The following is a 19,057-nucleotide window of genomic DNA, read 5'->3' as shown; positions in this document are numbered from 1 at the left end:
CTTATCCTTCCTGCTCAATCCGGGTTAACACGCTGCGCAGCGCCGGGCCATATTCATACTTTCCAGGGCAAACATAGGTGCACAGCGCCAGATCTTCTTCATCCAGCTCCAGACAGCCCAGCGCCTGAGCGCTGTCGGTGTCTCCGGCCAGCAGATCGCGCAGCAGTATGGTCGGCAGGATATCCAGAGGCATCACCCGCTCGTAGTTGCCGATCGGCACCATCGCCCGCTCGCCGCCGTTGGTATCGGTGGAAAAATGAAAGCGCTTGCGCTTGAAGAAATGGCCCAGCGTGGTGCGGGTAATCGAGAATTTCTCTTTGCCCGGCATCACCCAGCCGAAGAGCTCTTTTTCCCGCCCTTCTTTGACCACGCTCACCTGCAGATGGAAGCGCCCCAGGAAGGCGTGAGGGCCATGGGCGCGGGCGCCGCTAAGCACCGAGCCGGAAATGACCCTGTTTTCCCCCTCCTGCAGCTCACCTGCCAGCAGATCCTCCAGGCTGGCGCCGAGCGTCGTTTTGACCAGCCGCGGAGATGTTACCTGCGGGCCGCCGAGCGCAATTATCCGTTCGCAGTAGAGCTCCCCGTCGAGGAAAAGCTTACCAATGGCGATCGCGTCCTGATAATTGAGGTGCCAGACCTGCTTATTCAGGCTCACCGGCTCCAGAAAGTGAATATGCGTTCCCGGCAGCCCCGCCGGGTGCGGCCCACTGAACTGATTGAAACAGACCTGGCCGAGAGGATGACCGCCCAGCTTGCCGCCGCTGGGCTGGCAGACGTGCACTTTCCCGTCGGTCAAGCGCGTGAGCACGGTAAGACCGGCGTCGAAGGCGGCACGTTCGGCCAGAATAATCGGCTGCGGCTCCGCCGCCAGCGGATTGGTGTCCATGGCGTTAACAAAGATAGCGGCGGGCGTGCTCCCCGGGAGCGGCGTTTTGCTGAACGGTCGGGTACGCAGCGCCGTCCATTGGCCCGACGCCAGCAGCTGCTGCTGTACGGTGTCGCGCGGCAGTTCGGCCAGCGCGTCCGCGGCGTAACGGGTAAACGCCACCGCGTCATTGCCCTCGATATCAATCACCACCGACTGCAACACGCGCCGTTCGCCGCGGTGGATCGCGCTGACGATCCCGCTCGCCGGGGCGGTAAAGCAGACGCCAGGGATCTTTTTATCTTCGAACAGGATCTGACCTTTTTTGACCCGATCGCCTTCTTTAACCGCCATCGCGGGACGCATGCCAACGTACTCTTCGCCGAGTAGCGCGACACGCTTCACCGCTGGCGCGGGAGAAATCTGCTGTAATGGCATGCCAGCTATGGGCAAATCCAGCCCTTTCGTGATTTTAATCATATCGTTAGCAGGTATCCGTAACCTCAACCCCGACGCAGGTCAGGGCCAGCTTATTGACAGAATGGCAGAGAAGAAAGGGCGAAACGGCGCCAGTAGCGCTCAGGACGGAAGAGAAGCATCCTTTCTTACTCTGATAATGAACCGGCGCAAGTGTAACATTTCGTGAGCGGCGGCTGTAGCGCAAGGGGCGATAAGTGCTTCTAAAATGCGAGCTATTGCGCAAAGTTCTCACTGTGTTTTCGTCGCTGGCAGGGTATAAAGTGAGGCTGATTTGTAAACGCCGCCACGTCGCCCTTGCGAAAAAATGCCGTGATGCTAATGTGAGCGCTCTAAATCCAGAAAACTCTGATTTCGGGTCTCTCTTGCCGTCCTGGCAATGTGGCTATTTTGTTTTATCAAGGAACAAGCAGTATGCGCAAAATCGCATTATTTATTGCGATGCTTCTGTTGCCGTGCGTGTCATTTGCCGGGCTGCTCAGCAGCAACAGCCCGACAACGCCGGTAAGCAAAGAATATAAGCAGCAATTAATGGGTTCACCGGTTTACATTGAGATCTTTAAAGAAGAGCGCATGCTCGACCTTTACGTCAAAATGGGTGAGACCTACCAGCTCCTCGACAGCTACCGGATCTGCAACTACTCCGGTGGCCTCGGTCCGAAACAGCGCCAGGGCGATTTCAAGAGTCCGGAAGGGTTCTATAACGTCACCCGCAGCCAGCTCAAACCCGACAGCCGCTTCTATAAAGCGATTAACATCGGCTTCCCGAACGCCTACGATCGCGCCCATGGTTATGAAGGGAAATACCTGATGATCCACGGCGACTGCGTCTCAGTCGGCTGCTACGCCATGACCGACAGCGGTATCGATGAGATCTTCCAGTTCGTGACCGGCGCTTTAGTCTTCGGCCAGCCAAGCGTGCAGGTGAGTATCTATCCGTTCCGCATGACCAACGCCAACATGGAACGCCACAAATACTCCTACTACGCGGATTTCTGGAAACAGCTCAAGCCTGGCTATGACTATTTCCAGCAGACCCACAAACCGCCGGTCGTATCAGTGACCGACGGCCGCTATGTGGTGAGCAAGCCGCTCAGCCACGAGGTTGTCCAGCCGCAGCTGGCCTCAAACTACACGCTCCCCGAGACAAAATAACGCCCACTCGCCTGGCATGATCTTATGCCAGGTTTCATTGGCCGTCAGCGGCTGCGTGGCGATAACCGTGACCACATCGTTGGGTGTGGTCTCGCGTTGAAAGTCGATCTCCACATCCTGGTCCAGCAGTTTTGCCACGCCGAACGGCGCTCGCCGGGTGATCCAGTGCAGATTGGTCGAGCAGAACGCCATTACGTAGCGCCCGTCCGACAGCAGCATGTTGAACACCCCTTTCTCACGTAGTTCACCCGCGAGGGTGGCGATATACTTGAAAACGCCCAGCATATTGCCCGGCGTGCGCGGATAGCGCTCGGTTAAACGGTGCAGCAGCCAGCAAAACGCTTTTTCACTGTCGGTTTCACCTACCGGATGAAAATTACCGGTTTTCAGCGACTTATAGCCTTTTAGCTGCCCATTGTGCGCATAGGTCCAGTTGCGCCCCCACAGTTCGCGGGTGAAGGGATGGGTGTTCTCCAGGGCCACCCTCCCGCGGTTGGCCTGACGAATATGGGCGACGACGGAACAGGACTTAATGGGGTAATCCTGAACCAGTTTCGCGATCGGCGACTGAAAGCTCGGCTGGGGATCCTTGAATGTGCGACAGCCTTTACCTTCATAGAAGGTGATGCCCCAGCCGTCTTTATGCGGCCCCGTCCCGCCGCCGCGCTGCACCAGCCCGGTAAAGCTAAAACAGATATCGGTTGGCACATTGGCGCTCATCCCGAGCAGTTCGCACATAGATCACCTCACCCTCACAAATCACGACGGCGCCGGAGCGAGGCCACCGTCAACAGTACACACTCACCTGCCTGTTAGCCTTTCGCCATCTCTTTTTCGATCAGCATAATCAGAATGTGGATCACTTTGATATGGATCTCCTGGATGCGGTCGGCGTAGCCAAAGTGCGGCACGCGAATTTCCACATCAGCACTACCGGCCATTTTACCGCCGTCTTTACCGGTCAGGGTGATCACTTTCATCCCCTGCGCCCGCGCGGCCTCAATGGCCTTAATCACGTTGCCGGAGTTGCCAGACGTGGAGATACCGAGCAGCACATCGCCTGCGCGGCCAACGGATTCAACGTAGCGGGAGAACACATACTCATAGCCAAAATCATTGCTCACGCAGGAGAGGTGGCTGACGTCGGAGATCGCGATGGCCGGGTAACCCGGGCGGTTTTCGCGATAACGTCCGGTCAGCTCTTCCGCAAAATGCATCGCATCGCAATGGGAACCGCCGTTACCGCAGGACAGCACTTTCCCACCCGCCTTAAAGCTATCCGCCAGCAGGACAGCGGCACGCTGGATAGCATGGATATTAGCTTCGTCCTGCAGAAAGTTAGCCAGCGTTTCCGCGGCTTCGTTCAGTTCGTTACGAATAAGATCCTGGTACATGAGGATAATCCTTCAGTATGAGTGGAATAACCCCGGCAGTGTACCGGATAGCCGTCGAAGCGAGAAGCAGCAGGCAGCGTTATCCCTCGCTCTTTTGATTTTATGTGCCGCTTTTGCATACAACAATGTGAGCAAGGTTGTAATTATTTTGTAAACACATTGCTAAATAAAAACGCATGCACTACAACCAATACATCACAAGTGGTCAGACCTCCTACAAGCTCAGGGAGCATTTCTCTATGATGATTTTGAGTATTGTTGCAACCGTCGTTTTACTCGGCGCGCTCTTCTATCACCGGGTCAGCCTGCTGCTCAGCAGCGTGATTTTGCTCGCCTGGACCGCGGCGCTCGGCGCGGCCGGAGTGTGGAATATCTGGCTGCTGCTGCCGCTGGCGATCATACTGTTGCCGTTTAACTTTGCGCCTATGCGTAAATCCATGATTTCCGCACCGGCGTTTCGCACATTCCGCAAGGTGATGCCGCCGATGTCGCGCACGGAAAAAGAAGCCATCGACGCCGGCACCACCTGGTGGGAAGGCGATCTGTTTCGCGGCAATCCTGACTGGCAAAAGTTACATAACTATCCGCAGCCGCGGCTGACCGCCGAAGAGCAAGCTTTCCTCGACGGCCCAGTTGAAGAAGCCTGCCGGATGGCTAACGACTTCGCCATCACCCACGAAATGGCCGATCTGCCGCCGGAGCTGTGGGCCTATCTGAAAGAGCACCGCTTCTTCGCGATGATCATTAAGAAAGAGTATGGCGGACTTGAGTTCTCCGCTTACGCTCAGGCACGAGTACTGCAGAAACTCTCTGGCGTCTCCGGCATCCTGGCGATCACCGTCGGCGTCCCGAACTCGCTGGGTCCGGGCGAACTGCTGCAGCATTACGGTACCGAAGAACAGAAGAATCATTATCTGCCGCGTCTGGCACGCGGCCTGGAAATCCCTTGCTTCGCTCTCACCAGCCCGGAAGCGGGCTCTGACGCCGGCGCCATCCCGGATACCGGCGTGGTGTGCATGGGCGACTGGCAGGGTCAACAGGTGCTGGGGATGCGCCTGACCTGGAACAAACGTTATATCACGCTGGCGCCTATCGCCACCGTGCTGGGGCTGGCTTTCAAACTCTCTGACCCGGATCGTTTGCTGGGCGGAGAAGAAGAGCTGGGTATCACCTGCGCGCTGATCCCCACCTCCACCCCGGGCGTGGAAATCGGCCGTCGCCACTTCCCGCTGAATGTGCCGTTCCAGAACGGTCCAACCCGCGGCAAAGATATCTTCGTGCCTATCGATTACATCATCGGCGGCCCAAGCATGGCCGGTCAGGGCTGGCGCATGTTGGTTGAATGTCTATCGGTCGGCCGCGGTATTACTCTGCCGTCCAACGCCACCGGTGGTCTGAAATCCGTTGCCATGGCGACTGGCGCTTACGCCCATATTCGCCGCCAGTTCAAAATCTCCATCGGCAAAATGGAAGGGATTGAAGAGGCGCTGGCGCGTATCGCCGGTAACGCCTATGTGATGGACGCTGCGGCGTCGCTGATCACCTACGGCATCATGCTCGGCGAGAAACCTGCAGTGCTGTCCGCTATCGTGAAATATCACTGCACCCACCGCGGCCAGCGCTCCATTATCGACGCGATGGATATTACCGGCGGGAAAGGCATTATGCTGGGCGAAGGCAACTTCCTCGCCCGGGCCTATCAGGGCGCGCCTATCGCCATCACCGTGGAAGGCGCAAACATTCTGACCCGCAGCATGATGATCTTCGGTCAGGGGGCGATTCGCTGCCATCCGTACGTACTGGAGGAGATGGCCGCCGCGCAGAATAATGACCTGAACGCCTATGACAAGCTGCTGCTCAAACACATCGGCCATGTCGGCAGTAATAAAGTGCGGAGTTTCTGGCTGGGCCTGACCGGCGGGCGCACCAGCAGCGCGCCGACCCGTGACGCCACCCGTCGCTACTATCAGCAAATGAACCGTCTGAGCGCCAACCTGGCACTGCTGTCAGACGTCTCAATGGCGGTGCTCGGCGGCAGCCTCAAGCGACGCGAACGTATCTCCGCCCGTCTGGGGGATGTGTTAAGCCAGCTGTACCTGGCCTCGGCGGTGCTGAAACGCTATGACGATGAAGGACGCAATGAAGCCGATCTGCCGCTGGTTCACTGGGGGGTACAGGACGCGCTGCACCAGGCCGAGCAAGCCATTGACGATCTGTTGGACAATTTCCCGAACCGTCTGGTGGCAGGCGTAATGCGCCTGGTCATCTTCCCGACCGGCCGTCATCATCATGCGCCGTCGGATAGGCTGGACCACCAGGTTGCCAAAATTCTGCAGGTGCCCAGCGCCACGCGCTCCCGCATCGGCCGCGGTCAGTATCTGACGCCGAGCGAGCATAACCCGGTAGGCCTGCTGGAAGAGGCCCTGCTGGAAGTGATGGCGGCCGATCCTATCCACCAGCGGATCTGCAAAGAGTTGGGTAAAAATCTGCCGTTCACCCGTCTGGATGAGCTGGCCCACAACGCGCTGGCCAAAGGATTAATCAGTCAGGATGAGGCCGCCATTCTTACCCGTGCAGAGCATAGCCGTCTGCGCAGCATTAACGTCGACGACTTTGCGCCAGAGGAGCTGGCGACAAAGCCGGTAAAGCTGCCGGAAAAAGTTCGTAAAGTTGAAGCTGCATAATAAAACCACTACCACATCACACGCCGGGCGGGGAACTTTCCCCGCCTTTTTTTCGCCCTCTCCTCCCCTTTCGTTTCCATCAGTAGCATTTTTTTAACAAAATATTCCGCGGACCGCCGCGCGGCTGATATGGTGTTACAGTTAACCTAACCCCCTCATGAGAATGGAGTTGACCATTGTGCCTGGCCTGAAAATTTCGCTGTTGCAACAACCGCTGGTCTGGATGGACGGCCCTGCCAACCTGCGCCATTTTGATCGCCAACTGGAAGGAATCACCGGGCGCGATGTGATTGTTTTACCAGAGATGTTTACCACCGGCTTTGCCATGGAAGCGGCAAAACAGTCTTTACCCGAGGCCGACGTGGTGGAGTGGATGCATGCCCGGGCCGCGCAATCCCAGGCGCTGATTGCCGGCAGCGCTGCGCTGCAAACTGAACACGGCGCTGTTAACCGCTTCCTGCTGGTCGAGCCTGACGGTACGGTGCACCATTATGATAAACGGCACCTGTTCCGTATGGCCGATGAACATCATCACTATGAGGCCGGAAACCAGCGCGTGGTCTTTGAATGGCGTGGATGGCGGATCCTGCCGCTGGTCTGTTACGACCTGCGCTTTCCGGTATGGTCGCGTAATCAGAACGACTATGATTTGGCGCTGTATGTCGCCAACTGGCCGGCGCCGCGCTCGCTGCACTGGCAGTCGCTGCTGATCGCCCGCGCGATTGAAAACCAGTCCTATGTCGCCGGCTGTAACCGGGTTGGCACTGACGGCAACGGCCATCATTACCGCGGCGATAGTCGGATTATCAATCCCCAGGGGGAGATTATCGCCACCGCCGATCCGCATCAGGCCACTCGTCTTGATGCCGAGCTGTCGCTGAGCGCCCTTCAGGAATATCGTGAAAAATTCCCCGCCTGGCGCGATGCCGATCCTTTCACGATCGGCTAATCACCCTTCGGGAGCCGCTGCGCTCCCTTTTTATTCCACCACGATCCGCACAGCACAGTAGACCAATAACGCTGCCAGCATCCAGTTCAGTTGCCGCCCGTACAGCAAAAACAGGCGCTGAAACAGATGCCCCGCCAGCGCCCAGCACAGATTTCCCAGCGCGCCAATCGCCGCCAGCAGCAGACTCACGCTGATAAGCCAAACAGGCTCGCGAGTAACGGGCAGAACAAAGGTAGAAAGCGCGGTGATGCCATACAGAATAATTTTAACGTTGACGAACTGCAGCCCCAGACTTGCCCAAAAGCCTACCGGTTCTACACTCGGCATCCCTGTCGCCGGTTTGCTTTTGGCAATCTGCCAGGCCAGCCACAGGATGTACGCCGCGCCAATCCATCCCAATACCAGGGTAAAGCGTGAGTCGAGTTCAACCAGCGAAAAGGTTAAAGCCGCGCAAATCAACATAGTGATAATAAACCCGACGCTCATCCCGGCCAGCACCCGCAGGCTGCGGCGTAGACCATGGGAGGTGACGCTGCTCAGCGCCAGGATATTGTTGGGCCCGGGTGTCAGGGCGGTGATCAAAGTGTAAGTTAAAAAGGCGCTAATCAGGGTAGGTGTCACGGGTTTTCTCCTCTTGTCTGGCAGACACTACCCGAAGCTGATAATTTAAAAAAATGAATATTTTTTCATTCTCGCTTCGATAATATCGATACAAAGAGGAAATATGGATCTGCGACGCTTCATCACCTTCAAAACTGTTGTCGAAGAAGGTTCCTTTCTGCGCGCGGCGCAGAAACTATGCTGCACTCAGTCCACCGTGACTTTTCATATCCAGCAGCTGGAGCAGGAGCTTGCCATCCCGCTGTTTGAGAAAATCGGCCGGCGGATGTGTCTCACCGCCGCCGGTAAGAAGCTCCTGCCGCATGTCTACGACCTGACTAAAGTGATGGCCTCGATTCGTCAGGCGGCACGCCAGGACGATGAGCCCGGCGGCGAACTTCGCGTCGCCACTGGCGAAACGCTGCTGGCGTATAAAATGCCGCGGGTGCTGCAGCGTTTTAAGCAACGCGCTCCGAAAGTGCGCCTGTCGCTGCAGTCGCTCAACTGCTACAGCATCCGCGATGCGTTGCTTGCCGACGAGGTCGATTTGGGTGTGTTTTACCGGGTGGGTAACGATGACGCGCTCACGATAATGGAGCTTGGCCAGCAGTCGCTGACGCTGGTCGCATCGGTCGAGCAGGCGCCGGTAGACTTCATGCGCCCGCGGCAGCATATCCCGCTGAGCTTTATCATCAACGAACCCCAGTGCGTGTTCCGGCAGATTTTTGAAAGCACCCTGCGCCAGCGCGAAATTACTCTGGAGAACACCATTGAGCTGTGGAGTATTGAGAGTATCAAGCAGTGCGTGGCGGGAAATCTGGGAGTGAGTTTTCTGCCACGCTTTGCGGTGGAGGACGAGCTCAAGCGCGGGACGCTGGTTGAGCTGCCATTCAGCGAGACGCCGTTGACGATCCATGCGCTCTGCGCCCACCATGCCGGGAAGGCTATCAGTCCGGCGATGCGGGTATTTATGCAGTGCATGCAGGAGGAACAAGAGGTGCGCTGAAATTCGGCGACGAAAACGACGAAAGCCTGAATCATTGCTGACTCAGGCTTTCTGAATAGTGGCGGAACGGACGGGACTCGAACCCGCGACCCCCTGCGTGACAGGCAGGTATTCTAACCGACTGAACTACCGCTCCGCGTTGTTGTTCCGTTGGGAACGAGGCGAATATTACGGATTCCCCTCTACCCCGTCAACGCTTTTTCTACCATTTTGAATCGTTTGCTGCAAAAATCACCCAACCGCCTATTTTTAATTCATTTTAGTGGCTATCAGGCACGCCACAGGCAGCTTCCGCCTTTCTTTTGTACCAGGTCGAGGCGGGATTCATGGTTCGCCAGTTCTTCATCTGAGGCATAAACCACGCGTAACTGACTGCCGGCGCGGACGACGCGCTGAATTCCCAACTCTCCCGCCTGCTGCTGGCTTTCGCCTTCCATAGAGAACGCCATCGAAGTCTGGCCGCCGGTCATCATCAAATAGACATCGGCAAGGATCTGGGCATCGAGCAACGCCCCGTGCAGCGTACGCTTGCTGTTGTCTATTTCGTAACGCGAACATAGCGCATCGAGGCTGTTGCGCTTGCCTGGAAACATTTTCCGCGCCAGCGCCAAACTGTCGGTGATTTTACAAAAGGTCTCGGTTTTTCCGATGCCGCGGTTTAGCTTACTGAATTCATAATCCATAAAGCCGATATCGAACGAGGCGTTATGGATCACCAGCTCCGCGCCGCGGATGTAATCCATAAACTCATCAGCCACGTCGGCAAAGGTAGGTTTATCCAGCAGGAACTCATCGGCGATCCCGTGTACGCCGAATGCTTCAGGATCCACCAGCCGATCGGGTTTCAGATAGACGTGAAAATTGTTACCGGTCAGGCGGCGGTTGATCACCTCCACGGCGCCGATCTCAATGATCTTGTGTCCTTCGTAGTGTGCCCCGATCTGGTTCATACCGGTGGTTTCGGTATCGAGAACAATCTGGCGCGTAATTGCAGTGCTCATAGCGGTCATTTATGTCAGACTTATCGTTTACAAATCGATTTCAATTACAGGAAGTCTACCAGAGATGCTCAAACAGGTAGAAATTTTCACCGACGGCTCTTGCCTGGGTAATCCAGGACCTGGCGGCTACGGCGCCATCATGCGCTACCGCCAGCACGAAAAAACCTTCAGCGCTGGCTACCGTCTGACCACCAATAACCGCATGGAACTGATGGCGGCAATTGTTGCCCTGGAAGCGTTAAAAGAGCATTGCGAAGTGGTGCTCAGCACTGACAGCCAGTATGTTCGTCAGGGGATCACCCAGTGGATCCACAACTGGAAAAAGCGCGGCTGGAAAACGGCAGAGAAAAAGCCGGTGAAAAATGTCGACCTCTGGCAGCGGCTGGACGCCGCGCTTGGCCAGCATAAAATTAAATGGGAATGGGTAAAGGGCCATGCCGGCCATCCTGAAAATGAACGCTGCGACGAGCTGGCGCGCGCGGCGGCCTCCCACCCCACACTGGACGATGTCGGCTACCTGCCTGAGAGTTAATTCTGCCCTTTGCGCCACTGCCGGGTGGCGCCCACCGCCGGCCGCAGCTGAGTTTTCGCTTTGCCGGATTTCATCGGATTGAGCGTCAGCGGAATGGTCCGTTTGCGGGCGACAATCAATTGCAAACAGCCCAGCGCCGGCAGATGGGTGCTCAACAATTTGCCGCCATGGCGCGACCAGGGCAAAACCTGGTAACGTCCATAGTGCAGCACTTCAAAGTTGAGCAGCGCCAGCCAGTCCAGCTGGCGCATCAGCGTAAACATACGGCTATTATAAGGCGTTCCTTTGCGCAGGACCGGCACCAGCTTACGCAACCCCATCAGGCTCACCGGATTAAACCCGGTCAGGATCATCCAGCCATCATCGATCAGTACACGATCGGCTTCCCGCAGCAGACGATGCGGATCGCTACACCACGGCAGGGTGTGCGCCAGCAGGCAGGCGTCAACGGACTTTTCGGCAAAGGGTAAATGCAGCGGGTCAGCCCGGACCTGCATTGGATTTCCCGCCAGCGAGACATTCACCTGGTGCGAGATGGCGCAAGCTTCGGTATTGATTTCCGCGCTCAGATTGCCAATCTTAAGCAGATGAAAGCCATATAATTTAGCCAGCCACGGTTTCATCTGCTGCTCCAGCGTTTCGCGATAGTATTCGCCCCACGGCATACTGGACCAATGCTCAGGCGCTGTCACTGTGTGAGGTATCCTTGCCGGCTTCATTGCCACCTTCCGCTACGCTTTAGAGGTAATTTATGAATCTTATCAGTATTCCCGCGTTTCAGGACAACTACATCTGGGTTCTCAGTGAGAATAACGGCCGCTGCATCATCGTAGATCCAGGCGAAGCCGCGCCGGTTCTGGCGGCCATCGAGGAAAACCAGTGGCAGCCCGAGGCTATTTTATTGACCCATCATCATCAGGATCACGTCGGCGGCGTAAAACAATTACGTGAAAAATTCCCTTCTATAGTGGTTTACGGGCCGGCGGAAACCCAGGATAAAGGCGTCACTCAGGTGGTAGGCGATGGCGATCGGCTGTCAATTCTCGGGCACGATTTTTCCATTTTCTCTACGCCAGGTCACACATTAGGACATATCTGTTACTACAGCGAACCTTATCTGTTCTGTGGCGATACGATGTTTTCCGGCGGCTGCGGAAGGCTGTTCGAAGGTACAGCAGAGCAGATGTATCAATCATTTATGAAAATTAATGCCCTTCCTGAAGAAACCCTCATATGTTGCGCACATGAATATACGTTAGCGAATATGAAGTTTGCATTGAGTATCCTGCCAGATGATAGGGACATAAACGATTACTATCATAAAGTTAATGAGTTACGTGCAAAAAAACAAAAAACACTACCCGTAACTCTGAAAAATGAGCGGCGTATAAATTTATTTTTACGCGTAAATGATATTGATTTAATTGATAAAATTAACAAAGAAACAAATTTGCAACACTCTGTGGCGCGATTTGCATGGTTAAGGTCAAAGAAAGATGACTTCTGATATTTAATTCTTGTCATCGGCCAACTTCGCCGTTATCCTTGGTCGTCTTTTAAGCAACTATTGACACACACATGAAGGCACGAGCGATATTACTCGCCTCTGTCCTGCTGGTGGGGTGCCAGGCGTCTAAGCACGATGGCACCGTCGAACAGCGAGCACAGAGCCTTTCTGCGGCTGGTCAAGGGGAAGCAGGCAAGTTCACAAGTCAAGCGCGCTGGTTAGATGATGGAACCTTCTACGCGCAAGACCAGGATCTGTGGACTTCTATAGGCGACGAGCTAAAGATGGGAATACCGGATAATCCCCGGATTCGCGAACAGAAACAGAAGTACTTAAGAAATAAGAGCTATCTCCACGATGTAACTTTACGGGCAGAGCCGTATATGTACTGGATAGCCGGGCAGGTTAAGAAACGTAACATGCCAATGGAACTGGTATTACTACCCATAGTGGAGAGCGCTTTTGACCCACACGCGACGTCTGGCGCCAATGCCGCAGGCATTTGGCAGATCATTCCGAGCACAGGGCGCAATTATGGTTTAAAACAGACCCGCAGTTACGATGCGCGTCGTGATGTCGTCGCGTCTACTACCGCGGCGCTGGACATGATGCAACGTCTGAACAAAATGTTCGACGGCGACTGGTTGTTAACGGTCGCAGCCTATAACAGCGGCGAAGGCCGGGTCATGAAGGCAGTAAAAGCGAACCGTTCGCGTGGCAAACCCACCGATTTCTGGTCGCTGTCTCTGCCGCATGAAACGAAAATCTACGTCCCGAAAATGCTGGCATTGAGCGACATTCTCAAAAACAGCAAACGTTACGGCGTAAAGCTGCCTACGGCTGATGAAAGCCGTGCGCTGGCGCGCGTTCGCCTCGACAGTCCGGTTGATATTTCTCAGCTCGCGGACATGGCCGGTATGCCGGTCAGCAAGCTGAAGACGTTCAATGCGGGCGTAAAAGGGTCAACGCTGGGCGCGAGCGGGCCAAAGTACGTCATGGTGCCGCAGAAGCACGCCGCACAGCTGCGTGAATCGCTGGCCTCTGGCGACATTGCCGCCGTGCAGCCGACGCAGCTCGCGGACAATACGCCGCTGACCAGCCGTAGCTATAAGGTGCGTTCCGGCGACACCATTTCCGGGATTGCTTCCCGTCTTGGTGTGACGACCCGCGATCTGCAGCAGTGGAATAACCTGCGCGGCTCTGGATTAAAGGTTGGGCAGAATCTGGTTATTGGCGCAGGCAGCAGCGCCCAGCGTCTGGCGAACAACAGCGATAGCATCACCTATCGCGTTCGTAAAGGCGATTCGCTGTCGAGCATCGCCAAACGTCACGGCGTTAATATTCGCGACGTGATGCGCTGGAACAGCGATACCGACAACCTGCGCCCAGGCGATCAGCTAACGTTGTTTGTGAAAAATAACGATCGACCAGAGTCCTGATACCTCTGGTTCGACAAAAAGGCACCGACTTCCCCGGTGCCTTTTTTGTTGCCTAAATTAAACCGCTTTATGCGCTTCGAACAGAATGGTATCGCTGGTAAACGATCCGTCCTCCTGTAACTCGAAGTACGCTTTGACCTCCGCCGAAGCGCTCTGCTGATATAAGCGAATCGCCTCCACCAGCGGCTCAGGAGTACGCATCCGCGCCACCCATGAACTGAACTCCAGCGGCAGGCGATCGGTCAACAACTGGTTAACCACCAGCCCCGCTTCAGTCGCCAGCGTCAACCACTCGCCGCTGGAATAATTACGCACATGCGAGGTGTCGCGCAGGGCTTCCACCGTCTGCAGCCAGACATCACGTACCGGATGACCCGGCGACATCACGTCCATCATGATAATCACCCCGCCCGGCTTGAGAACACGTTTCACCTCACGCAGCGCCTGGCCAACGTCATGCCAGTGGTGAGCGGAGTAGCGGCTAATCACCACATCAAAGCTGACATCAGCGAACGGCAGCGTTTCGGCGTACCCTTGCTGGGTCACGATATTGCTAAAACCTTTCTCCTTTGCCGCGGCGGCAACGACCTCCAGCATCTGGCTCGATAAATCATAGGCGGTCACCTCGGCAACCTGTCCCGCCGCGGTAAAACTGGCGTGCCCTGCCCCGCAGCCCATATCCAGCACTTTCGCCTGAGGAAAATCAGCCAGCCGTTCCGCCAGCCGCTGCAGATCGCGACCAGAGGCGTGTACGGCGCTGGTCAGATAGGCGCTGGCCTGGGAGCCGAACTGCTTTTCGACGTTGTCATGGTGAGAGCGTGTTGTCATGTTGTCTTGTCCTTACGGTTTTTTTTGAGTAATAAAAGGCAGCACCATGCATGCGCAGGCCTGCCCCATGGCAGGCCTGACCAACCTTAAATTAATCAGGCTTGCCGGGACTGAATTCGACTAGTAGCGGGTTGTGGTCGGAGGCGCGGGTCACCAGCACGGAAGCATCGTGCACGCTTAACCCACGGTAGAACACAAAATCGAGGGGACGACCAAACGCGCGGCGGCGCTGATCGTCTGAGAAACGAACTTCGCGTAACGACATCTCACGCGCAAAGCGGTACAGCGCATTCATCCGCGGCCGGCTCCAGGCATTGAAGTCGCCAGCCATGATCACCGGCCCGCTGTGATGGGCGATCTGATCGCCAATTGGCAGCAGCTGTTTGCTGTAGACGTCGACGCCAAGGCTAAAGTTGACGGCATGGATATTGACTACCATCAACAACCGCGCATCCGGCAGCGGATAAACGGTCACTAACGCCGATTTCGGCAATCGCAAAATAGGCTCGCGCTCGCGCAGCGGACAGCAATAGATGGGGTGCGCGGAGGCCAGCGTCATTACGCCGGAAGGATGCTGCGGCAATACCAGCGCCGGCACCTGATCGGCGGCCAGATAGTTTGAAGTCGCGAACCGGACCAGTTCTGGGGTAGTTTGCGCCTCCTGCAACAGGACCAAATGCGCATCTTTGCCGAAATTTTTGAGGACCGACTGCCACTCTGCGCGCTGCTGCTTGAAGATATTCCATACCAGCACGCGGATCTTCTCATCGCTGCTTAATGGCGTACCGGCGGGATAAACCGGACTCACGCCCGCAAACGCCCCCGGAGGCAATATTCTCTCCGCAGGTTGTCCGGCGACATAGCGCATGGCGTAGGTGTTCTTTCGCAATTTGGGCATTAATCCTCGATAACAGAAACCAGCCCGACGACGACTGGTTATTCTGTTATAGGGATTTTCCCATACACTTTCAATGCAAATTGCGAGAAACCCTTAGCCTTCGGGAGAAAGCGCTGCCGAACGGCGTGGCAATTTATCTAAACGTCCGCTCAGGACCACCAACAGCAAAGCGACCAGCACAATCATCGCGCCAATCCACGGCGTCTGCGCCAGACCGTACCGCTCGACCGTCTGTCCACCGACGATCGACCCCAGCGCGATGCCGACGTTAAAGGCGGCAATATTCAGGCCGGAAACGATGTCGACAGCCCCCGGGGTATACTGCTCTGCTTTTTGCACCACATAGACCTGCAGACCCGGCACGTTGCCGAAGGCGAAAACGCCCATCACCAGCACTGTCGCCAGCGCGGCATAGTGAACGCTGGCGGTCAGCTGGAAGACCAGCAGCAGTAGCACCAGCGCGGCGAAGATAAACTTCAGCGCGGAGACGGCGCCATGCTTATCGGCCAGTTTGCCGCCCCACACGTTACCTATAGCCACCGAGACACCATAGCCCAGCAGGATCCAGCTCACCGCTGACGGGCTGAAGCCGGCCAGCTCCTGCATCATCGGCGCCAGGAAGGTAAAAGTGGTAAACACGCCGCCATAGCCCAGCGCGGTAATGGCGTAGATCATCAGCAGGCGCGGATGGGTTAATACTTTCAGCTGATCGCGCAGGCTGGCGCTGGCGCGGCCCGGAATATTATTCGGCACCAGAATCAGACTGCTGATTAGCGCAATCACCCCGAGAATCGATACCGCAAGGAAGGTTTCCCGCCAGCCGAAATGCTGGCCAATAAAGGTGCCAAAGGGAACGCCGGTCACCAGCGCGACCGTCAGGCCACCGAACATAATGGCGATGGCCGAGGCTGCTTTCTCTTTTGCCACCAGGCTGGTGGCGATTGTCGAGCCGATAGAAAAGAACACGCCGTGCGCCAGACCAGTCAGCAGTCGCGCCAGGATCAGCGTTTCATAGCCAGGGGCCTGCCAGGCCAGTATGTTACCCGCCGTAAACAGCACCATCAGCGCCAGCAGCAGCTGTTTACGCGGCATACGCCCGGTCAACGCCGTCAGTACCGGGGCGCCGATCGCCACGCCCAGCGCGTAGATAGAGACCAGCAGTCCCGCCGAAGGCAGGGAGATAGAGAGTTGCTGAGCAATGGTCGGGACCAGGCCGACAATCACAAATTCAGTGGTGCCAATTGCGAAGGCACCGATGGTTAAGGCAAATAGCGCCAGTGGCATAATTTACTCCGTAGCATCAGGATTAAGATGACACGTAGTATGAAGGGTTGTATAAATAACAAAAACCATCAAAGTATCAATAGAATTTTGCTATAGGTGCAATAATGAGAGCCACATCAGAGGAGATCGCCATCTTTGTGGCGGTGGTGGAAAGCGGGAGTTTCAGCCGGGCGGCCGAGCAGCTCGGACAGGCCAACTCCGCCGTCAGCCGGGCGGTCAAAAAGCTGGAATCAAAGCTAGGCGTAAGCCTGCTCAATCGGACCACCCGACAGCTCAGCCTGACAGAAGAAGGCGAGCGCTATTTTCGCCGGATGCAGGTGGTCTTGCAGGAAATGGCGGCGGCAGAGAACGATCTGCTGGAGACGCGCACGACGCCGCGGGGCCTGCTGCGGGTAGATGCCGCGACGCCGGTGATGCTGCATTTTCTCATGCCGCTGGTGAAGCCATTTCGCGAGCGCTACCCGGAAATGACGCTGTCGCTCGTCTCGTCTGAGACGTTTATCAATCTGATTGAACGGAAAGTGGATGTGGCCATTCGGGCCGGGACCTTAACGGATTCTAGCCTGCGCGCCCGACCGCTGTTTACCAGCTATCGTAAGATCGTCGCCTCGCCCGACTATGTCGCGCGCTACGGTATGCCGCAGCATCCGTCCGATCTGAAACAGCATCACTGCCTCGGCTTCACCGAGCCGGTATCGCTGAATACCTGGCCGGTCTCCTGTTGCGATGGCCAGCTGTTAGAGATCGAAGCGGCGGTGTCATCCAATAGCGGCGAAACGCTCAAGCAGCTGTGCCTGACCGGCAACGGTATTGCCTGCCTGTCGGATTACATGGTGGATAAAGAGATTGCCAGCGGAGAGTTTGTCGAGCTACTGGCCGATAAGCGCTTACCGGTGGAAATGCCTTTCAGTGCCGTCTATTACAGCGACCGGGCGGTCAGCACTCGCATCAGGGCATTTATTGATTTTCTGAGCGACCACGTAAAACAGCTCCCGAAGGAGCTGTCGTAATACCTTCTCGGGCGGCAGGGCGAACGGCATACCGGCAGCGAGTGATTAATCCCACTGCGGCGCCAGACCTTCCGGGCTCACCAGCCGATCGTTGCAATCCAGCGCAGCGATCGCCTGTCGATCTTCATCATCCAACTGCAGATCCAGCGCCTTCAGGTTGCTGGCCAGGTTATCACGCTTCGTCGAGGACGGGATCACCGCGTACCCCTCGCCCATCGCCCATGCCAGGATAACCTGCGCCGGAGTCGCATTATGTTTCGCCGCGATACGGGCAATCACTTCATCTTTCAGCGCCTTACCATAAGCCAGCGTCATGTAAGAGGTGATGTGGATGCCGTGCTCACGTGCCCAGTCGACGACTTTACGGTTTTGCAGATACGGCGAGAGTTCAATCTGGTTGGTCGCAATGTTTTCAGCGCCAACGGCGGCGATCGCGCGCTCCATCAGTGGAATAGTGAAGTTGGAGATACCAATCTGACGGGTCAGACCCAGCTTCTTCGCTTCCATCAGGGCTGCCATAAACTCTTCAACGGCAACCGCATCGTTCGGTGACGGCCAGTGGATGAGCGTCAGGTCAACATAGTCCGTGCGCAGCTTCTGCAGACTTTCTTGCAGGCTGGCGATGAGTTTGTCTTTGCTCAGGTTCTCGATCCAGATTTTGGTAGTGATGAACAGCTCATCACGCGGCACGCCGCTTTCGGCGATAGCCTGACCCACCGCGGCTTCGTTGTCATAGATTTGCGCGGTGTCGATAGCACGATAGCCCAGCTCCAGCGCGGTTTTTACGGATGCGATAACAACATCATCTTTCAGACGGAAGGTGCCAAGACCAAATGCAGGGATTGCCATGATTTTCCTCGTTATTTCTTCATTTCGGTTAACGGATGAAATTATGGCTGATGGTGTGGAGGGGAAAAAGAGCGATTAATGCAGAGGATTTTTGCTGAATTAGCAATAATAGAGAACAGCTCAAACAAAAAAGCCCTGAGCAAATGCTCAGGGCTCTTAATAAGTGGCGGAACGGACGGGACTCGAACCCGCGACCCCCTGCGTGACAGGCAGGTATTCTAACCGACTGAACTACCGCTCCACCGAATTTCTTCGCTTTATTACCACCGGTTGTCACCCCGGCTTACTGCAATTTGATGCCTGGCAGTTCCCTACTCTCACATGGGGAGACCCCACACTACCATCGGCGCTACGGCGTTTCACTTCTGAGTTCGGCATGGGGTCAGGTGGGACCACCGCGCTAGTGCCGCCAGGCAAATTCTTTGTGCTCGTCCTGTGTCTTTTGCGCTCATACTGCGTTGGCTGCTCTCGCGAGTGTCAGTCACATACTTATGTATGCTCCTTCCATCGCGTCGTTTGCCGCCTTGTCTCAGCGCAAAATCCTTCGGACTCTGAATCAGAGCTGAAAATTCTCTCAAT

Annotated in this window: 18 protein-coding genes, 2 tRNA genes and 1 rRNA gene; 8 read left to right on the top strand and 13 right to left on the bottom strand. The window is 56.1% G+C overall.

The annotated features are described in order from the left end of the window. Position 1: 1 nt before the first annotated feature. Positions 2 to 1,345 (bottom strand): Na(+)-translocating NADH-quinone reductase subunit A, encoded by a 1,344-nt coding sequence (locus KHQ23_RS02150; protein WP_002889702.1) that lies wholly within the window; start codon positions 1,343 to 1,345, stop codon positions 2 to 4. A 411-nt stretch (positions 1,346 to 1,756) separates the two neighbouring features. Here KHQ23_RS02150 and dpaA point away from each other — a divergent pair, with 411 nt between their 5' ends. Beyond that, positions 1,757 to 2,497, top strand: coding sequence for a peptidoglycan meso-diaminopimelic acid protein amidase (dpaA, locus tag KHQ23_RS02145; RefSeq protein WP_002889699.1), 741 nt, complete (start codon positions 1,757 to 1,759; stop codon positions 2,495 to 2,497). On the opposite strand, the gene KHQ23_RS02140 is transcribed toward dpaA, so the two are convergent. Further along, positions 2,468 to 3,235 (bottom strand): class II glutamine amidotransferase, encoded by a 768-nt coding sequence (locus KHQ23_RS02140; RefSeq protein ID WP_002889696.1) that lies wholly within the window; start codon positions 3,233 to 3,235, stop codon positions 2,468 to 2,470. The two genes, dpaA and KHQ23_RS02140, sit on opposite strands and share 30 nt — an antisense overlap. 74 nt (positions 3,236 to 3,309) lie before the next feature. Further along, a complete protein-coding gene (gene lpcA / locus KHQ23_RS02135; RefSeq protein WP_004145825.1) occupies positions 3,310 to 3,891 on the bottom strand; it encodes a D-sedoheptulose 7-phosphate isomerase in 582 nt (193 codons plus the stop codon). A 239-nt stretch (positions 3,892 to 4,130) separates the two neighbouring features. Here lpcA and fadE point away from each other — a divergent pair, with 239 nt between their 5' ends. Beyond that, positions 4,131 to 6,575 carry an acyl-CoA dehydrogenase FadE gene (gene fadE / locus KHQ23_RS02130; protein ID WP_032434097.1) on the top strand — a complete coding sequence of 815 codons (2,445 nt, stop codon included), beginning with the start codon at positions 4,131 to 4,133 and terminating at the stop codon, positions 6,573 to 6,575. A gap of 178 nt (positions 6,576 to 6,753) precedes the next feature. Further along, complete coding sequence (locus KHQ23_RS02125) at positions 6,754 to 7,524, top strand: amidohydrolase (RefSeq protein WP_032435252.1); 771 nt, start codon at positions 6,754 to 6,756, stop codon at positions 7,522 to 7,524. Positions 7,525 to 7,554: 30 nt separating this feature from the next. Here the strand turns inward: KHQ23_RS02125 and eamB are convergent, their stop codons facing one another. Continuing rightward, entirely contained in the window at positions 7,555 to 8,145 is a 591-nt protein-coding gene (gene eamB / locus KHQ23_RS02120) for a cysteine/O-acetylserine transporter (RefSeq protein ID WP_002889688.1), read from the bottom strand. A 103-nt stretch (positions 8,146 to 8,248) separates the two neighbouring features. Between eamB and KHQ23_RS02115 the strand changes: the two genes are divergently transcribed. Continuing rightward, positions 8,249 to 9,130: a LysR family transcriptional regulator gene (locus KHQ23_RS02115; protein ID WP_009485142.1), complete on the top strand. Its 882-nt coding sequence runs from the start codon at positions 8,249 to 8,251 to the stop codon at positions 9,128 to 9,130. A 59-nt stretch (positions 9,131 to 9,189) separates the two neighbouring features. Here KHQ23_RS02115 and KHQ23_RS02110 read toward each other — a convergent pair. Then, positions 9,190 to 9,266, bottom strand: a tRNA-Asp gene (locus KHQ23_RS02110). A gap of 133 nt (positions 9,267 to 9,399) precedes the next feature. Then, positions 9,400 to 10,131 carry a DNA polymerase III subunit epsilon gene (gene dnaQ, locus KHQ23_RS02105; RefSeq protein ID WP_021441235.1) on the bottom strand — a complete coding sequence of 244 codons (732 nt, stop codon included), beginning with the start codon at positions 10,129 to 10,131 and terminating at the stop codon, positions 9,400 to 9,402. Positions 10,132 to 10,195: 64 nt separating this feature from the next. On the opposite strand from dnaQ, the gene rnhA reads away from it, so the two are divergent. Then, positions 10,196 to 10,663 carry a ribonuclease HI gene (gene rnhA, locus KHQ23_RS02100; protein ID WP_002889686.1) on the top strand — a complete coding sequence of 156 codons (468 nt, stop codon included), beginning with the start codon at positions 10,196 to 10,198 and terminating at the stop codon, positions 10,661 to 10,663. On the opposite strand, the gene KHQ23_RS02095 is transcribed toward rnhA, so the two are convergent. Continuing rightward, on the bottom strand, positions 10,660 to 11,382 hold the full coding sequence (locus tag KHQ23_RS02095; protein ID WP_002889685.1) for a class I SAM-dependent methyltransferase: 723 nt from the start codon (positions 11,380 to 11,382) through the stop codon (positions 10,660 to 10,662). The genes rnhA and KHQ23_RS02095 overlap by 4 nt on opposite strands. 32 nt (positions 11,383 to 11,414) lie before the next feature. On the opposite strand from KHQ23_RS02095, the gene gloB reads away from it, so the two are divergent. Next, positions 11,415 to 12,170 carry a hydroxyacylglutathione hydrolase gene (gene gloB / locus KHQ23_RS02090; protein WP_004145833.1) on the top strand — a complete coding sequence of 252 codons (756 nt, stop codon included), beginning with the start codon at positions 11,415 to 11,417 and terminating at the stop codon, positions 12,168 to 12,170. Positions 12,171 to 12,241: 71 nt separating this feature from the next. Continuing rightward, a complete protein-coding gene (gene mltD, locus KHQ23_RS02085; RefSeq protein WP_004210407.1) occupies positions 12,242 to 13,609 on the top strand; it encodes a murein transglycosylase D in 1,368 nt (455 codons plus the stop codon). 57 nt (positions 13,610 to 13,666) lie between these two features. Here mltD and KHQ23_RS02080 read toward each other — a convergent pair whose 3' ends face one another. From KHQ23_RS02080 to KHQ23_RS02070, 3 genes are all read right to left on the bottom strand, one after another. Next, the gene (locus KHQ23_RS02080; protein WP_011977684.1) at positions 13,667 to 14,437 is read right to left on the bottom strand and encodes a class I SAM-dependent methyltransferase; all 771 of its coding nucleotides are present in this window, start codon (positions 14,435 to 14,437) and stop codon (positions 13,667 to 13,669) included. A gap of 91 nt (positions 14,438 to 14,528) precedes the next feature. Next, on the bottom strand, positions 14,529 to 15,326 hold the full coding sequence (locus tag KHQ23_RS02075; protein WP_002889629.1) for an endonuclease/exonuclease/phosphatase family protein: 798 nt from the start codon (positions 15,324 to 15,326) through the stop codon (positions 14,529 to 14,531). A 102-nt stretch (positions 15,327 to 15,428) separates the two neighbouring features. Continuing rightward, the gene (locus KHQ23_RS02070; protein WP_073553778.1) at positions 15,429 to 16,619 is read right to left on the bottom strand and encodes an MFS transporter; all 1,191 of its coding nucleotides are present in this window, start codon (positions 16,617 to 16,619) and stop codon (positions 15,429 to 15,431) included. Between the two features lie 104 nt (positions 16,620 to 16,723). On the opposite strand from KHQ23_RS02070, the gene yafC reads away from it, so the two are divergent. Beyond that, positions 16,724 to 17,629 (top strand): DNA-binding transcriptional regulator YafC, encoded by a 906-nt coding sequence (yafC, locus tag KHQ23_RS02065; protein WP_002889616.1) that lies wholly within the window; start codon positions 16,724 to 16,726, stop codon positions 17,627 to 17,629. 45 nt (positions 17,630 to 17,674) lie between these two features. Here the strand turns inward: yafC and dkgB are convergent, their stop codons facing one another. The 3 genes from dkgB to rrf form a co-directional block, all read right to left on the bottom strand. Further along, positions 17,675 to 18,478 carry a 2,5-didehydrogluconate reductase DkgB gene (gene dkgB, locus KHQ23_RS02060; protein WP_004191899.1) on the bottom strand — a complete coding sequence of 268 codons (804 nt, stop codon included), beginning with the start codon at positions 18,476 to 18,478 and terminating at the stop codon, positions 17,675 to 17,677. A gap of 164 nt (positions 18,479 to 18,642) precedes the next feature. After that, a tRNA-Asp gene (locus KHQ23_RS02055) sits at positions 18,643 to 18,719 on the bottom strand. A 57-nt stretch (positions 18,720 to 18,776) separates the two neighbouring features. Continuing rightward, positions 18,777 to 18,892, bottom strand: a 5S ribosomal RNA gene (gene rrf / locus KHQ23_RS02050). Positions 18,893 to 19,057 lie beyond the last annotated feature (165 nt).

This window comes from Klebsiella sp. 64, assembly GCF_018223915.1.
In the GTDB taxonomy this organism is placed as follows: Bacteria; Pseudomonadota; Gammaproteobacteria; order Enterobacterales; family Enterobacteriaceae; genus Klebsiella; species Klebsiella pneumoniae.
The sequence above is the reverse complement of the archived record's forward strand: the minus strand, read 5'-3'. Positions and strand labels throughout refer to the sequence as shown.

Excerpts from the sequence above, each read along its gene's own strand:
- KHQ23_RS02150 (WP_002889702.1), bottom strand. The coding sequence starts at position 1,345 with ATGATTAAAATCACGAAAGGGCTGGATTTGCCCATAGCTGGCATGCCA.
- dpaA (WP_002889699.1), top strand. The coding sequence starts at position 1,757 with ATGCGCAAAATCGCATTATTTATTGCGATGCTTCTGTTGCCGTGCGTG.
- KHQ23_RS02140 (WP_002889696.1), bottom strand. The coding sequence starts at position 3,235 with ATGTGCGAACTGCTCGGGATGAGCGCCAATGTGCCAACCGATATCTGT.
- lpcA (WP_004145825.1), bottom strand. The coding sequence starts at position 3,891 with ATGTACCAGGATCTTATTCGTAACGAACTGAACGAAGCCGCGGAAACG.
- fadE (WP_032434097.1), top strand. The coding sequence starts at position 4,131 with ATGATGATTTTGAGTATTGTTGCAACCGTCGTTTTACTCGGCGCGCTC.
- KHQ23_RS02115 (WP_009485142.1), top strand. The coding sequence starts at position 8,249 with ATGGATCTGCGACGCTTCATCACCTTCAAAACTGTTGTCGAAGAAGGT.
- dnaQ (WP_021441235.1), bottom strand. The coding sequence starts at position 10,131 with ATGAGCACTGCAATTACGCGCCAGATTGTTCTCGATACCGAAACCACC.
- rnhA (WP_002889686.1), top strand. The coding sequence starts at position 10,196 with ATGCTCAAACAGGTAGAAATTTTCACCGACGGCTCTTGCCTGGGTAAT.
- KHQ23_RS02095 (WP_002889685.1), bottom strand. The coding sequence starts at position 11,382 with ATGAAGCCGGCAAGGATACCTCACACAGTGACAGCGCCTGAGCATTGG.
- gloB (WP_004145833.1), top strand. The coding sequence starts at position 11,415 with ATGAATCTTATCAGTATTCCCGCGTTTCAGGACAACTACATCTGGGTT.
- mltD (WP_004210407.1), top strand. The coding sequence starts at position 12,242 with ATGAAGGCACGAGCGATATTACTCGCCTCTGTCCTGCTGGTGGGGTGC.
- KHQ23_RS02080 (WP_011977684.1), bottom strand. The coding sequence starts at position 14,437 with ATGACAACACGCTCTCACCATGACAACGTCGAAAAGCAGTTCGGCTCC.
- KHQ23_RS02070 (WP_073553778.1), bottom strand. The coding sequence starts at position 16,619 with ATGCCACTGGCGCTATTTGCCTTAACCATCGGTGCCTTCGCAATTGGC.
- yafC (WP_002889616.1), top strand. The coding sequence starts at position 16,724 with ATGAGAGCCACATCAGAGGAGATCGCCATCTTTGTGGCGGTGGTGGAA.
- dkgB (WP_004191899.1), bottom strand. The coding sequence starts at position 18,478 with ATGGCAATCCCTGCATTTGGTCTTGGCACCTTCCGTCTGAAAGATGAT.